Annotated in this window: 10 protein-coding genes; 6 read left to right on the top strand and 4 right to left on the bottom strand. The window is 40.4% G+C overall.

Features of this window, described 5'->3' with window-relative positions; all coding sequences use genetic code 11:
• Positions 1 to 68: 68 nt before the first annotated feature.
• Positions 69 to 1,973 (top strand): molecular chaperone DnaK, encoded by a 1,905-nt coding sequence (gene dnaK, locus ACHWSC_RS04295; protein ID WP_394675887.1) that lies wholly within the window; start codon positions 69 to 71, stop codon positions 1,971 to 1,973.
• 111 nt (positions 1,974 to 2,084) lie between these two features.
• On the opposite strand, the gene ACHWSC_RS04290 is transcribed toward dnaK, so the two are convergent.
• The 3 genes from ACHWSC_RS04290 to ACHWSC_RS04280 form a co-directional block, all read right to left on the bottom strand.
• On the bottom strand, positions 2,085 to 2,768 hold the full coding sequence (locus ACHWSC_RS04290) for a TIGR02117 family protein (protein ID WP_394675886.1): 684 nt from the start codon (positions 2,766 to 2,768) through the stop codon (positions 2,085 to 2,087).
• A gap of 98 nt (positions 2,769 to 2,866) precedes the next feature.
• Positions 2,867 to 3,778, bottom strand: coding sequence for a sugar phosphate nucleotidyltransferase (locus ACHWSC_RS04285; protein WP_394675885.1), 912 nt, complete (start codon positions 3,776 to 3,778; stop codon positions 2,867 to 2,869).
• 134 nt (positions 3,779 to 3,912) lie between these two features.
• The gene (locus tag ACHWSC_RS04280) at positions 3,913 to 5,454 is read right to left on the bottom strand and encodes a helicase HerA-like domain-containing protein (RefSeq protein WP_394675884.1); all 1,542 of its coding nucleotides are present in this window, start codon (positions 5,452 to 5,454) and stop codon (positions 3,913 to 3,915) included.
• A gap of 168 nt (positions 5,455 to 5,622) precedes the next feature.
• On the opposite strand from ACHWSC_RS04280, the gene ACHWSC_RS04275 reads away from it, so the two are divergent.
• From ACHWSC_RS04275 to ACHWSC_RS04255, 5 genes are all read left to right on the top strand, one after another.
• Positions 5,623 to 5,958 carry a hypothetical protein gene (locus tag ACHWSC_RS04275; RefSeq protein ID WP_232475633.1) on the top strand — a complete coding sequence of 112 codons (336 nt, stop codon included), beginning with the start codon at positions 5,623 to 5,625 and terminating at the stop codon, positions 5,956 to 5,958.
• A gap of 240 nt (positions 5,959 to 6,198) precedes the next feature.
• A complete protein-coding gene (locus tag ACHWSC_RS04270; RefSeq protein ID WP_088163179.1) occupies positions 6,199 to 7,743 on the top strand; it encodes a SulP family inorganic anion transporter in 1,545 nt (514 codons plus the stop codon).
• A 208-nt stretch (positions 7,744 to 7,951) separates the two neighbouring features.
• Positions 7,952 to 8,599, top strand: coding sequence for a carbonic anhydrase (locus ACHWSC_RS04265; RefSeq protein WP_075994442.1), 648 nt, complete (start codon positions 7,952 to 7,954; stop codon positions 8,597 to 8,599).
• A 178-nt stretch (positions 8,600 to 8,777) separates the two neighbouring features.
• On the top strand, positions 8,778 to 10,448 hold the full coding sequence (locus ACHWSC_RS04260) for a glutamine--tRNA ligase/YqeY domain fusion protein (protein WP_286848915.1): 1,671 nt from the start codon (positions 8,778 to 8,780) through the stop codon (positions 10,446 to 10,448).
• Between the two features lie 448 nt (positions 10,449 to 10,896).
• The gene (locus tag ACHWSC_RS04255; protein WP_394675883.1) at positions 10,897 to 11,562 is read left to right on the top strand and encodes an OmpW family protein; all 666 of its coding nucleotides are present in this window, start codon (positions 10,897 to 10,899) and stop codon (positions 11,560 to 11,562) included.
• A 146-nt stretch (positions 11,563 to 11,708) separates the two neighbouring features.
• Here the strand turns inward: ACHWSC_RS04255 and ACHWSC_RS04250 are convergent, their stop codons facing one another.
• Positions 11,709 to 14,738: a DUF2723 domain-containing protein gene (locus ACHWSC_RS04250; RefSeq protein WP_394675882.1), complete on the bottom strand. Its 3,030-nt coding sequence runs from the start codon at positions 14,736 to 14,738 to the stop codon at positions 11,709 to 11,711.
• Positions 14,739 to 14,962 lie beyond the last annotated feature (224 nt).

Raw genomic sequence — 14,962 nt, 5'->3', positions numbered from 1 at the left:
TTGGATTGGCATAAGGGTTGATAATAGACTGATAGAATTTATTTAAGTAAAAAATTAAAACACAAGATATGTCTAAAATTATAGGAATTGACTTAGGTACTACAAACTCATGTGTTGCCGTAATGGAAGGTAACGAGCCTGTAGTAATTACGAACAACGAAGGTAAACGTACAACTCCTTCGATCGTAGCTTTCGTAGAAGGTGGCGAGCGCAAAGTTGGGGACCCAGCAAAGCGTCAAGCAATTACTAACCCGCATAAAACTATTTATTCCATCAAACGTTTTATGGGTCTTTCATACGATGAAGCTGTGAAAGAAGCTGAACACGTACCTTATAATATCGTTAAAGGTGACAACAATACACCTCGTGTAGAAATTGATGACCGCAAATATACACCACAAGAGATCTCTGCAATGATTCTTCAAAAAATGAAGAAAACAGCTGAGGATTTCTTAGGTCAAGAAGTAACTGAAGCTGTTATTACAGTTCCTGCATATTTCAACGACGCACAACGTCAAGCAACAAAAGAAGCTGGTGAAATCGCTGGTTTATCTGTAAAACGTATCATCAACGAACCTACAGCTGCAGCTTTAGCTTACGGTTTGGACAAAGCACACAAAGACATGAAAATTGTTGTGTTTGACTGTGGTGGTGGTACACATGACGTTTCGGTATTGGAATTAGGTGACGGTGTATTTGAAGTTAAATCTACTGATGGTGATACACACTTAGGTGGTGATGACTTTGATAACGTAATCATCAACTGGTTGAACGAAGAATTCAAAAGTGAAAACAATGGCTTTGACTTGAAAAAAGACCCAATGGCATTGCAACGTTTGAAAGAAGCTGCTGAGAAAGCGAAAATTGAATTATCAAGCGCAACTTCTACTGAAATCAACTTGCCATATATCACTGCTGATGCAACTGGTCCAAAACACTTAGTTCGTTCATTATCACGCGCTAAATTTGAGGCTTTGGCAGCTGACTTGATCAAGAGAACAATTGCTCCTTGTGAGTCTGCATTGAAAAATGCTGGTTTCAGCAAATCTGATATTGATGAAATTATCTTAGTAGGTGGTTCTACTCGTATCCCTGCAATCGTTGATGCTGTAAAAGCATTCTTCGGAAAAGAGCCTTCTAAAGGTGTAAACCCGGATGAAGTTGTAGCTTTAGGTGCTGCGATCCAAGGTGGTGTATTGACAGGTGAAGTAAAAGACGTTTTATTATTGGATGTTACTCCACTTTCATTAGGTATTGAGACAATGGGTGGTGTGATGACTAAATTGATCGAAGCAAATACAACAATTCCAACTAAAAAATCGGAAACGTTCTCTACTGCTTCAGACAATCAGCCATCTGTAGAAATTCACATCTTACAAGGTGAGCGTCCTATGGCAAACCAAAACCGTACAATCGGCCGTTTCCATTTGAATGACATTCCACCAGCTCCTCGTGGCGTTCCTCAAATCGAAGTTACTTTTGATATTGATGCGAATGGTATCATCAAAGTATCTGCAAAAGATAAAGCTACTGGAAAAGAACAAAATATCCGTATCGAAGCATCTTCAGGTTTGTCTGACGACGAAATCAAACGCATGAAAGAAGAAGCTGAAGCAAATGCTGATGCTGACAAAAAAATGAAAGAAGAAGCTGACAAAGTAAATGCAGCTGATGCTTTAATCTTCTCAACTGAAAAACAATTGAAAGAATATGGCGATAAAATTTCAGCAGATAAAAAAGCGCCAATTGAAGCTGGCTTAACAAAATTAAAAGCTGCTTACGAAGCGAAAAACTTTGCTGATATCGACGCTGCTTCCGAAGAATTGCAAAATGCTTGGAATGCTGCCTCTGAAGAAATGTATGCTGCTTCTCAAGGTGCTGCACAACAACCTCAAGGTGATGCAGGTCAAGCTCAAGGTGGAAACCAAGGTGGTGATGATGTAACTGACGTAGATTACGAAGAAGTGAAGTAATCACTCCTCCTCATAAAAAAAGCTCCGGGATTAATCCTGGAGCTTTTTTTATGTCTATCATTTTCACTATCTCACTTCACATTCAACGAGATCCTGCTTATGGATTTCCAGCTACTTCTTATTTTTATAGTGACTTAATATTCCTTTGTCCAATGTCGCCCATATACCTGCTGGCATAGCCGCCTTCTTTAAGGCATTATTTGTCCAGGTATTGCAAGAATAAAACATGCTATAGGCTCCCTTTGCTTCATAAAAAGCATCTGAGTCACCATACTGTGCATCTGTCTTCACCAAAATAGTTTCCGCTTGATTTCGATCCAACGAATCTTCTATATATTTTATCAGATCCCGGTATTGGGATCTACTGATCTGATAAGCAAAACATAACTCATCCTGCTGAACCGTATTGTAATAGGTCACATGAATGGCAGACTCCCCCAATCCAAAGGCAGCAACAAAGGCCGTCGATGCTTTTAAATCCTTCCATTCTGGTGTATCCAAATAGAATCCTTTATCACCCCAACCGATACCCACATACCGATATCCGCTATGTTTCCCAACTGTATTCCCATAAGGAAATAGTTGCGACCAATCCATTTCTTCGTTAACGACAGGCAATACAATATCGGTATGAATACCATTGGACTGAACAAAAACCTGAATCGTCTTCTCTTCGTCTATATTCTTCTTTGGAGCCGAAATTCTTGACAGACTGTATTCAGCAACAATATAGAGCACACAAAAAGACAACAATCCTAAAATAATATAACCAAACACTTTAAGAATTTTTTTCATCTAAGATCTATTTCCGCTCAATTAATCTAGCGCACAGGTAAAAAAAAACCTGTATTGCTTGACAATACAGGTGAAAGATAAGCTATTTCTTTTAGCTCTTAAAATAACTTTTCAGGATATATTCCATCAGCTACTAATTTCGAAATCGATTCTTGTACGATAGGTTTATCTTCTTTATAAGTTACGCCAAACCATTTCGAAGAAGTTGGGATCACTTTAAAATCAGCCAACTTATGTTTCACCATATAATCCGGTACGGAAGGAATGAAAAATTCTGCTTTTAAATTCTCCTTATTTTCCTCAACAAATGCAGGGAACATCGCCTGGGCCACTTCGAAAATCTTTGGTGTAAAACCCCAAAAGTTCATCGAAACGCGGGTTTTTGGATCTAGGTCTGTTTCAACACCATTTTCTTCAAAAACGATTTTGCGATCGTCACCCTCACCTTTGTAGTATATATTTGTACGTTCAGTTACACTTTCCATGTGACCAGAAGAGGTAACCTCACATACTCCGCGTGAAACATAACCATAATCAGACATGGTATTTCCAACCTGGAAGCCCATCAATGACATTTGCTCATCAGAAACTTCAGTTGTTAAGAATTGGGCCATTTTTTGAAAGGAATCCGAGCCATAGAAATCGTCTGCATTGATTACACAAAAAGGTTCATGCACTTTATCCTTAGCGCTCATCACCGCATGGGCAGTACCCCAAGGTTTAGTTCTTTCGATAACGTGGTTAACACCGAATTTCGTTAGGTCAAAATCTTGAAAAGCGTAATCTACTTCTATTTTACCTTTCAATTTTTCATCAAATACCGATTTCATCTTTTCCAGAAATTCCTCCCGGATAATGAATACAACTTTTCCAAATCCTGCGCGAATGGCATCGTAAATAGAATAGTCAATAATTGTCTCGCCGTGTGGGCCAAAACCGTCTACTTGTTTTAAAGAACCATACCGGCTAGCCATTCCTGCTGCCAAAATCAAAAGGGTTGGTTTACTCATATTTAAATTGCGTTAATAGAATTTTCTTTTCGTCCGCAAACTTAGCTAAATTTGCCCTTAAAAGCAAATTTAGCTAAGTTCAGCTCCACCTTCAAAGGTATAGTATTGAAACGAAAAGAATCAAAAAATTATTGTTATTTCTTTTTTAAGAATGCGTTTAATAAACCCGTCGCTAATTTACCCAAAAACTTAACTCCTTCCCGTGCTAGAGTCGTTGTCGCAGTTCGTTGTGCAGCCTCCAAAGGCGTCTGTCTCCTGGAAGAAGGCCGACTTGCCTTCTCTGCTTCTTTTTCCTGCGCCGCACGTTGTTGTTCCTGCTCAGCTGCCTGCATTCGCTCATCTATGATTTCAGCCGCAGAACGATTTTCTTGTCGCTCCTGATATTTAGCTTTCAAATCAGACTGATTGATAATCTGGTTGATTGTTGCATCAGCTGCAGGGCCCATCACGGCACGTGCCGGCACCAAATGCGTAGCAACAACCTCTGTAGGAATACCTTTGTCGTTCAATACGGTAATCAATGCCTGTCCCGTCCCCAAAGCCGTCAAAACCTGATCAATTTCATAAAAATCAGATTTTGGATACGTCTTAACCGTCTTCTTTAAGTTTTCAGCATCGTTGGGTGTAAAGGCACGCAATGCATGCTGCACCCGATTTCCCAATTGTGCCAATACAGACTCCGGTACATCGGTTGGAGACTGTGTACAGAAGAAAACACCTATCCCCTTCGAACGGATAAGACGAATAATCTGATCCACCTGTGTCAAAAAGGCTTTAGGAGCTCCGTTGAACAGCAGATGGGCTTCATCAAAGAAAAAGACCAGCTTCGGTTTATCCAGGTCGCCCACTTCGGGCATATTTTTAAACAATTGTGCCAATAAACTCAATAAGAATGTAGAATACAGTATGGGCTGATCTTGCACATCGGAAATATTCAACAGGCTAATCACGCCCTTACCATCTACTTTTTGAAACAAATCGTTGATATCAAACTCTTTCTCGCCAAAGATATGAGCCAAACCTTGCTGCTCCAAAGCGACGATCTTACGCAGGATAGTTCCCGAGCTGGCGGAACTAATCTTACCATAATCGCTTTTGATTTCTTCGCTACCAGGTCCTTCCGAAAGGTAGCTTAGCAGTTTTTTGGTATCTGAAAAATCGATCAATGGCATTTGATGATCTTGCGCATATTTAAACATTGCGGCCAATACCCCTGTTTGTGTTTCATTGAGTTCCAGGATCCGGCCCAGCAAGACAGGTCCGAAATCTTCTACGGTAATCCGCATAGGAATCCCCTTATTGCCAGAAAGTGAATACAGTTCAACGGGAAATGACGACGGCTCAAACGGCACGCCCACGGCGTTTCCCCGATCAATAAGGGCTTGATTGGTGACACCTGGTTCTGCTAAGCCTGATAAATCGCCTTTGACATCCAGCATAAATACAGGTACAGAGGCATCCGACAACTGTTCGGCGATCAATTGTAGCGTACGCGTTTTACCGGTTCCGGTGGCCCCGGCAATAAGTCCGTGACGGTTCATCATTTTCAAGGCTAAATTCACTTTTGCCTCTGCCAAAATTTCACCATTGAGCATTCCCGCCCCCAAATAGATAAATGCTCCTTTGGGGTTATAGGAAGCTTGGACCTTCTCAATAAATTGTTCTTTATTTGCCATACGAAAGGCTTAATATTTATAAATCAAAAAAAATTGAAAACTTTTCAAAAAATAATCTCTTCGTCACAATTTCGTGCCAAATTTTATTTTTAGTGCACTATTAATTTGAATTTAACATAGAATTACTATTTTTACGATGTAAAACAGTAAGATTAAAGGTAATAAAAAATGTTAAATAAGAGATTTAGATTTGTGGCGGCATTCCTTTGTGCTATCATCTTTTTCACAAAGATGGCCATCTCTATTTCGCCTATTTTTTCCAACAGCTTAGATCAAAGCACCATCTTACAGGTCGTTTTACAACTGGAAATCGAAAACAATAACGGTGCAAGTAACGACACACTTGAAACCGCCTCAAAATTTTTCAATACAAAAACAGAAGAACCTATTGTATTTGAAACCATTATCGTTGAGAACCAAGGAAAACAGAAGAATTATCTTAAAAATGAGAAAAGCATTTTAGCTTTTCATCCTACGGTTCCAACTCCGCCTCCTAACTGTTAATAAAGGCATCCCTCGGGGATGTACTTCCATCGACCCGCATGCAAAAGATAAAGCATGTGCGGTATCCTTGATTTTTCTGAAGTAATCTATCTGCTTTAGTTCGGTTGAATATTATCGTTGAGCTTTCTCAGCAAGAAACGTTGTCAATGCTATTGAAGGACATACGATATAACGATACAAAGCTACAGCTCACTAAAGGTTGCCTGATGAAAACTTTATTTATAGATAAACACAAATTTTATGTTTGGAACTCGTACGTCGGCTTTTCTGAAACTATCGAAAAGAGACTTAAAATATGACTTCCCTGCTAGTGTTGTGGTGTTTTTGGTGGCACTTCCATTATGTTTGGGAATTGCAATGGCCTCTGGTGCGCCATTGTTTGCAGGATTATTGACTGGTGTAATTGGTGGAATCGTTGTCGCTTCAATCAGTAAATCACCACTCAGTGTAAGTGGGCCAGCTGCTGGTCTTACCGTTATTGTCTTAGGTGCTATTCAAAGCCTGGGCGCATATGAAACCTTTCTACTTGCCGTCGTGATCGCTGGTGTAGTACAGGTCATTCTTGGTATATTAAAAGCCGGGATGATCGGCAATTATTTCCCTTCAGCGGTCATTGTAGGTATGCTTGCCGCGATCGGCATTACAATTATCATGAAGCAGATTCCTTTGGCATTGGGCTTAGTGGAAACACATGCCTTCGAAATGGACAATGGACATGGTATTGGCGCCTATTTTGATACGATCGCCTCTGCGATCAACTTTGGTGCATTGATCATCTGTGCACTATCATTGGCAATTCTAATCTTCTGGCCATCTATTCCAAAGCTTAATAAGGTTCCGGCCCCATTGGTTGTCGTGATTCTGGGCGTAAGCTTAGCTTATTTTTTCAACGGCTCAGCGCTCCAATTACATGATAAACAATTTGTTTTGGTCCCTATTGTAGGTTCTTTTGCTGAATTCACAGGATTATTTACCCTACCGGACTTCACACAGATTGTCAACAAAGATGTGTGGATAGCTGCATTTACGATTGCAATTATTGCAAGTCTAGAAACCTTGTTGAGTATCGAGGCAGTTGATAAAATAGACCCTTACAAAAGAAATACGCCAACCAACCGTGAACTCGTTGCACAAGGAATCGGTAATATGACCAGTGGACTTCTAGGCGGTCTACCATTGACATCCGTTATCGTACGCTCATCAGCAAACGTCAATGCAGGAGGAAAAACGAGACAGTCTGCTATCATGCATGGTATGTGGCTATTGGTCGCTATGCTCGCTATCCCAACAATGCTGAATATGATTCCTTTGGCCTGTTTAGCGGCTATTCTTCTCCATACAGGATATAAATTGGCTAAACCAAGTCTATTCACCTCAATGTACAAAAAAGGCTTAGATCAATTTATTCCATTTTTTGTCACCATTGTAGCGATCGTGTTTACCGACCTTCTTATGGGTGTAGGAATAGGTATTGTCGTGGCGACATTCTATATTTTGAGAGCAAATATGAAAAATGCTTTCAAATATAATATTGAAAAAGACAATGAAGAAGATAAGGCTGTCATTACATTAGCGGAGGAAGTATCCTTTTTGAACAAGGTTCCTATCCAACAGAAATTATACAGCTTACCAAAATCTATCAGTAAGATCCGCATCGATGGAACATTCAGTAAATTTATAGACAAGGATGTTATCGAAGTCATAAAAGATTTTGAGCAGAACGCGAGAAGTAAGGGAAAAGACATCGAGCTTTTGCAGGTTGTCTATAAAAAACCCTCCTCATAAGGGCAAGGTTTTCGACGTATCGCGTAAGCCATTACCTTCCATCGTTCTACCAGCACCGTTGGTTGAAACACGAGGAAGGATTATTGAACATCAAGAACAGATTTTCAATAAAAAATACGTTGTTTGAAGTAAACAATGAATTTAGACATTTGTATTATTATAATAAAATCGAAACGATGCCTTTGGGCAAGAGTGAAATAAGAAGAATATGGAAAATAAAGATTTAAAAATAGGATTTGACAATATCATAAAGGGAAATAAAGAGTGGATGGAATTCGTAAAGAACGACGCTACGGGACGCTTCCAACAACTTGCTAAAGGTCAAAATCCAGAAATTCTTTGGATCGGTTGTGCAGATAGCCGTGTACCCGCAAATGAATTAACAGGTACAAAGCCGGGGGAAGTTTTCGTTCACCGTAATATTGCCAACATGGTCATTCACTCGGATATGAGTATGCTTTCCGTATTAGACTATGCCGTGAATGTGCTGAAAGTAAAACATGTGATTATCGCGGGTCACTACGGCTGCGGTGGTGTTGCGGCTTCTTTAAGCCGTAAGCAGTATGGTATTATCGACAACTGGTTGGGCCATATCAAGGATGTCTATCGCTTACATAGCGCAGAGATCGATGCGATCCAGGAACATGATAAAAAAGTAAATCGCTTAATCGAGCTCAACGTACAAGAACAGGTTTTCAATCTTTGTGCGACGTCGATTATCCAAAACGCATGGAAAGAGCGTAATGATCTTGCAGTACATGGAATGATTATCAATATCGGCACGGGAGAATTGATCGATCAACACTGTACCTTTACCAATAATGATGAGCTAGGTGAAGTCTTCGCTTATAAATAGAGTAGTAATAAAAATCGGTAAAAAGGGACGAAATTTCGTCCCTTTTTTGTTTCATATCCCAACGTTATTAAGTCTCTCCATTCCAACAGATACAGCTGGCATATTCAACCACTCTTGCTAAGCCGAATATCTACGATCTCCTAGCTAATATTTCACGGCGAATAATTAACTTTGTATTATGAGTGAAGAAAAATCATTAAATTTTATCGAGGAAATTGTCGAAGAGGATCTTCGTACAGGGAAGCATGGCGGACGTGTATTGACACGTTTTCCTCCTGAGCCAAATGGTTACCTCCACATTGGTCACGCCAAATCCATCTGCTTGAATTTTGGATTAGCACAGCAGTATAACGGCAAGACTAATCTACGTTTTGATGACACTAACCCTGTCACTGAGGACACTGAGTATGTTGAAAGTATCAAGAAAGATATTCAATGGCTTGGATTCCAGTGGGCAGAGGAATTATATACTTCAGATTATTTCGAGACACTATATAGTTATGCCGTTGATCTAATTAAAAAAGGTCTAGCTTATGTCGACGACAGTACTGCTGAAGAAATTGCAGCAGCAAAAGGTACCCCAACAGAACCGGGTGTTCCAACTCCCTATCGTGATAGGTCTATTGAGGAAAATCTAACCTTATTCGCAGCTATGCGTGCCGGTAAATACCAAGATGGTGAAAAAGTGCTACGTGCAAAGATTGATTTAGCTAGCCCGAATATGCATTTGCGTGATCCTTTGTTATACCGCATCAAACATGCGCATCACCACAGAACAGGGAATCAATGGTGTATCTACCCCATGTATGATTTTGCGCATGGACAATCAGATTCCATTGAGAAAATTACACATTCGATCTGTACGCTGGAATTTATTCCACACCGTCCACTTTATGATTGGTGTATTGATAAATTGGAGATTTTCCCTTCCAAACAATACGAATTTGCACGTTTGAATATGACTTATACCGTCATGAGTAAACGTAAATTGCTACAATTGGTCAATGAGAAGTTTGTTGAAAGCTGGGACGACCCGCGTATGCCTACGATCTCAGGATTGCGCAGAAGAGGGTATACACCTGCGAGTATCCGCAACTTCTGTGAAAAAATCGGTGTTCAAAAACGTGAAAACATGATCGATGTCAGTCTTTTGGAATTTTGTATCCGTGAGGATCTCAACAAAACGGCATGGCGCAGAATGGCTGTTCTTGATCCAATCAAATTGGTGATCACAAACTATCCTGATGGTCAGGTAGAGGATCTTCTTGGCGAGAACAATCCAGAAGTCGAAGGTGGTGAAGGTTCACGCTCCATTCCATTTTCAAAGGAGCTCTGGATAGAGCGCGATGATTTTATGGAAGATGCACCAAAAAAATTCTTCCGTTTAGGCCCTGGGCTTTCTGTACGTTTGAAACATGCTTACATCGTCACCTGTCATGATTTTGTGAAAGATGAAAATGGCCATGTAACGGAAGTTCATTGTACGTATGTTCCAAACTCAAAATCGGGAGAAGACACTTCGGGATTAAAAGTAAAAGGAACAATCCACTGGATCTCGGTTCCACATGCAAAAGAAGCCGAAGTGAGATTGTACGACAGATTGTTCAATGATGAAAATCCTGCTGCTGCCGAAGATTTTAAAGCATCGATCAATCCTGAAAGCCTACATATTATTGAACGTGCTTACATTGAACCGGATCTTGCAAATGCAACCCCGGGGAAAGGATATCAATTTATACGATTGGGGTATTTTACCTTAGATACACATTCAACTCCAGCTCATTTAGTCTTTAACCGTACGGTAACATTAAAAGACTCTTGGGGTAAGGAAGTAAAAAAAAACGCGTAAAACCGTACACTATAAAAAGAAGAGGTTGGAAGTGATTCCAACCTCTTCTTTTTATAGTGTATTCTTATCCCCAATATTCCCCAGCATGCCGGATTTGTATCCCCATTAATCTTGCTAAACTACACCTCTGTCAACCTCTTGAAACACCAGCTCACATAGCATATAGCTTCGCAAAGGGTCCACTCCTGCTCGAAAATGACCACCTTTTATCAGGTTAGCCTATCCTCAAGCTAGATAAATGCCTGCCCATTTACTTTCTTCGAACTGAAAACCTACAACAGATGATTTACCTTTCCCGTCCTTCCCTTTTTTTACAGCAGCAATTTATAAAGGTACATCATCTGCAATAAGAAAAACATCGTATCATTCATTTTTCAACCTGATTATCGTCACTCTTTTGCCGTGATTTTAGCAATAGTTTTACAGCAAACAAAATACCCTTAATGATATGAAAAAGCTACTTTTAATTGCACTAACACTCACCCTAGGCGCACTAAGTTTACAGGCACAAACAATCCCTAATCAACGCTGGCAAATGAGACTCAGAGGTGTGACAGTCATGCCAAACGAATCGGCCAATATTAATACTATAGGCGGAGACGTCGACATCAATACAAAATTTATCCCTGAACTGGACTTTACCTATTTCTTCACAAAAAACATTGCTGCGGAATTGATTCTTGGGACTACAAAACATAAAGTTAATACAACCGGTTCAAATTTAACTGCCATTGGTGGCAGTTCATCCAGCAATGTCGATCTTGGCAGTGTATGGCTCCTTCCTCCGACACTTACAGCTCAGTATCATTTCTTCCCCGATGGTGCCCTTAAACCTTATGTAGGTGCAGGAATAAATTATACAATATTCTATAGCGTCAACGCGGGACAAACGGTAAAAAATGTAAAATACGATAATGCTTTCGGTTTTGCTACTCAGCTGGGAATTGATTTTAAGCTATCTGAAAAATATTTCGTGAATTTGGATGCGAAGTATATTCTTTTAAAAACAGATGTCAATGTTGATGCATCAAATCTTGCACCTAGCTTATCCATACCGGCAAAAGTTGACATCAATCCCTTCCTGCTCGGCTTTGGAGTCGGCATGAAATTCTAATCACTTGGCTCATTGCCTATCCTATATGTATCGAGGCCTCTTCCAATATTTTAGAAGAGGCCTCATCTGGTTTTTTTACCTCAAGTATAGCAGTCAATTTGCCGTTTATGCAGACTGCGTAAATTTGGTTCAGTGTGTCATCAAAATTATTCTACTCCGTACCAATTTTGATATTGCTGTCTCAAGCGCTCAACACGTGCCAATCGCTTGGTATCTTTTGCTTCCAATAAAATAGCCTTGTACCGGTCCACCGAGTCCAAACCGGTCTGAATATCATTCCACTCGAAGCTCAGGTTTTTCTTATCCATCACCAACTGATGTAGATACTCCATATTTTCAGCCACATAATCAAGGTTTCGGTCCATCATCCTGTTGGCTAGCTGAGGTTGTCCCGAACGATATAGACTGTCAATAATATCGGCATAATTGATGGCATCCGACATCGCATATACGCGATCAGGTAATTGATCGTATGCTTTTTTCGCTACTTCCCCAGCTTGTTTGACCTGACCATTGGCCAAGAGCATCCGGGCGGCTTTTCCAAATATATCGCGGGCGTACATACTTGTAAAGCGAAACGAATCAGTATCTAAATACTGTGCATTTTTAACATTGCCCCACTGATATGTATGCATAATATTGTTATATAATGCTTCCATGTTAACTAGCCCGGCCTGCTCATTTCGTTTTCCTGTCGACTGATCTGCAGCAGCAACAGGCATCAATCGGGAAGTAAAGCCCTCATTGACCAGGTATTTATCCAGGCCCAATTTAATGTCACTTGGCAACATGTTCGAAAAATAAATCGGTCTGTCCCAATGGTTATTTTCAAGCACCGATAACAGGGTTAAATCCGCCCTGGTCAGATGATCATTCGGAATTTCCCATTCCATTGCAGAAACAATAGCATCCTGAAAATAAGCCGGAACCGCATTTTTCTTAACCACCTCCTCTTTATCAACGCGCAATTGGACTTTCTTGGAAGGGAAATAGTTTTCCATATCACCTGAATTCAGCTGAACTTTATACTCCGGATCATCCGATGTGACAAACTGCAATAATTGCTGTATATCCACCGCATTATCAAGCTGTCTATCCACAAAAGGGATATAATCACGAACGCCTTTTTTCGTCTTTTCAGCTGGGATCGTCACGGGAAGACCTGCCGCTTGATACGTCGGCTGCTTCGCCTGCTGCATATACCAATCGCCAGTCAGATAACTTAATACCACAACCCGAACATCCGGCCGTACTCCTTCCACTTCTTGCAAATACCATACAGGAAATGTATCATGATCTCCATAGGTAAATAGAATAGCATTTGGAGCGCAGGATTCTAAATAATTACGTGCCATATCCCTTGCCAGCGATTTTTCAGAACGATTATGATCATCCCAATTTTGATGGGCCAAAATAATAGGACCGCCCAATAAAGCGAAAGAAATACCTGTCGCTAACGCGTACCGTGTTTGTACAAAACGATTGAGAAACCGAACAAATGCTATTGCTCCCAGTCCGATCCAGATCGCAAACGCATAAAAAGATCCTACGTAAGCATAATCTCGTTCCCGAGGTTGCATAGGAGTTTGGTTGAGATAAACAACGATCGCTATTCCCGTAAACACAAACAGTAAGGTCAAGACCAAGGTATAAGGTTTATTGTTTCGGTACAACCAGATCGCTCCGGCTATTCCCAGTAGCAATGGAAGGAAAAAATAGGTATTTCGGCTCGGGTCATGCTCCTGTGATTGGGATATTTTATCTTGCCCTCCCAAACGCCAATTATCCAATGGTTTAATCCCCGACAACCAGTTGCCGTCACTATAGGTCCCATACCCTTGCCTGTCATTCTGTCTACCGACAAAATTCCACAAGAAATATCGGGTGTACATATCGCCCAGTTGAAAATTAAAAAAAAACTTAAAATTATCAGAGAACTGTGGCTGCTGCCCCTCCTTCAAATTGAGGTAACTCTTATAATAAGCCTGATGGGCTCCATCTTGACTATATATGCGGGGAAAGAAAGTTTCCTTATCAAACGTATACTTATCGACCTGACTAAAAGGAATATACCCTGATTCATCTTTGCGATAACCGGTTTTACTCTCGACACCAACGACTTGTGAATCATAATTGGGTCCTTTGAATAAAGGTTCCCGGATATATTGCTCCCGGCTCAGATAACCCAAAAAAGAAAACACATTGTCCGGCGCATTATTGTTTAACGACGGATTGGCTTTTCCACGGATCAAAACCATGGTATAGGAGCTATAACCAAATAGAATAAAACAAAAGACCAGCAGCCCGGTATGCAGTGTGTATTGCCGCTTTTTATAAGAATAATATAGCCCATAAATGAGGAAGCTCCCCAACAGCAGACAAAAGAAGAAGATGCCTGAGCCAAAGCCCAAACCTAGCGAGTTTACAAACAAGAGGTCTACCTTAGCTGCGAGACCGACCAACCATTGAATAATTCCCCACAAAACGGCCCCCAAGATCAGCACTCCAACCAAGAAAGCTTTTATTGTACCTTTCGCACTAACCTGTCCTGCCCTTCTGAAATAGACAACCATCGCTATAGCCGGAATTGCTAACAGATTTAATAAGTGCACTCCGATCGAAAGGCCCATAACAAAAGCAATAAAAACCAGCCAACGATCGCTACCTTCCTCATCTGCACGGACTTCCCACTTTAAAATTGCCCAAAAAACAATCGCTGTACACAATGAAGACATCGCATATACCTCGGATTCAACAGCCGAATACCAGAATGAATCACTGAAGCAGAAAGCCATTGCACCAACTAAGCCCGCAGCAAAAATTTGGAAATAATTCGATAATTGAACTTTCTCTTGCCTGTTGAGTATCTTTTTGGCAATTGCTGTTATTGTCCAGAATAAAAATGTAACAGTAAGCCCACTGCAGATTGCGGATCCAATATTCATCCAATAGGCGATTTTACCTGCATTACCCAAAGCCAGGTTGGAAAATATATTCTGAATAAGAAGAAATAATGGTGCTCCCGGTTGGTGTGCCACTTCCAGCTTGTAGGCACAGGCAATAAATTCACCACAATCCCACCAGCTTACCGTCTTTTCAACGGTGGCGATATATACACATGTAGCAATTAGTCCGCAAGCAAAGCCGAGTAGAGAATTTAATCTAGTGTACGTCATAAGGTCAATTTGGTCTATTGTTAAAATCCTTTTTAGCACTTTAAGTTAAAAAGTTATCCTGACTCCAATAAGTTAATTAACACTATTTAACACAAGTATCTGACTATAAACAGGCTATTAAACCAAACAGGCTATTAAACCCTAAATATAGAGATCGACCTAAACCACACTATCAAAATTCTGGACATATTTTAGGCTTTCACAACGAATACTACCATAAAAAA

Origin of the sequence: uncultured Sphingobacterium sp., assembly GCF_964277905.1 — a bacterium.
Lineage (GTDB): Bacteria > Bacteroidota > Bacteroidia > Sphingobacteriales > Sphingobacteriaceae > Sphingobacterium > Sphingobacterium siyangense.
Note: the sequence above shows the minus strand (reverse complement) of the source record. Positions and strands in the feature narration are given on the sequence as shown.

Bases quoted from the DNA above. Each gene is read 5' to 3' on its own strand.
- dnaK (WP_394675887.1), top strand. From the start codon at position 69: ATGTCTAAAATTATAGGAATTGACTTAGGTACTACAAACTCATGTGTT.
- ACHWSC_RS04290 (WP_394675886.1), bottom strand. From the start codon at position 2,768: ATGAAAAAAATTCTTAAAGTGTTTGGTTATATTATTTTAGGATTGTTG.
- ACHWSC_RS04285 (WP_394675885.1), bottom strand. From the start codon at position 3,778: ATGAGTAAACCAACCCTTTTGATTTTGGCAGCAGGAATGGCTAGCCGG.
- ACHWSC_RS04280 (WP_394675884.1), bottom strand. From the start codon at position 5,454: ATGGCAAATAAAGAACAATTTATTGAGAAGGTCCAAGCTTCCTATAAC.
- ACHWSC_RS04275 (WP_232475633.1), top strand. From the start codon at position 5,623: ATGTTAAATAAGAGATTTAGATTTGTGGCGGCATTCCTTTGTGCTATC.
- ACHWSC_RS04270 (WP_088163179.1), top strand. From the start codon at position 6,199: ATGTTTGGAACTCGTACGTCGGCTTTTCTGAAACTATCGAAAAGAGAC.
- ACHWSC_RS04265 (WP_075994442.1), top strand. From the start codon at position 7,952: ATGGAAAATAAAGATTTAAAAATAGGATTTGACAATATCATAAAGGGA.
- ACHWSC_RS04260 (WP_286848915.1), top strand. From the start codon at position 8,778: ATGAGTGAAGAAAAATCATTAAATTTTATCGAGGAAATTGTCGAAGAG.
- ACHWSC_RS04255 (WP_394675883.1), top strand. From the start codon at position 10,897: ATGAAAAAGCTACTTTTAATTGCACTAACACTCACCCTAGGCGCACTA.
- ACHWSC_RS04250 (WP_394675882.1), bottom strand. From the start codon at position 14,738: ATGACGTACACTAGATTAAATTCTCTACTCGGCTTTGCTTGCGGACTA.